Raw genomic sequence first — 386 nt, forward strand, 5'->3', positions numbered from 1 at the left:
TGATAGCACCAGCCCGGATACCATTGGCGATCGTCGTTATGGCTGCCAACCCAGACGAGCACTGTCTGTTTATTGTATGAAACGGAACCGTGCTAGGGAATCCCGCATGGATCTGTGCCATACGGCCGGCTTTGGCGCCACCGAGTTCTTGCAGGACGGAGCCAATCGAAACATCGTCAATCAAGGCTGGGTCAAGCTGGGGGTTCGCCTCGAGGGTCGCGCGGAGCACATTGGCAAGCAATTCTTCGGGATATGAGTCTTTAAAACCACCCTTTTTGGCACGAGTCACCGGGGTACGGAGGGAGGATAGAATCACAATGTCGGAGGGACTCTTCTGGAGGACCTGGCGCAGGCCCCGGGGGACAGGAGAGGCCATTGTTCTTATT

1 protein-coding gene is annotated in these 386 nt (G+C 56.2%); it reads right to left on the reverse strand.

Going from position 1 to position 386, the window contains the following annotated elements; all coding sequences use genetic code 11:
• Window positions 1-289 (reverse strand): thiolase family protein (locus JS756_RS39190; RefSeq protein WP_498063059.1); only part of this gene is annotated, 289 nt, incomplete at its 3' end.
• Window positions 290-386 lie beyond the last annotated feature (97 nt).

The organism is Streptomyces actuosus (assembly GCF_016921115.1).
Classification (GTDB): domain Bacteria; phylum Actinomycetota; class Actinomycetes; order Streptomycetales; family Streptomycetaceae; genus Streptomyces; species Streptomyces actuosus_A.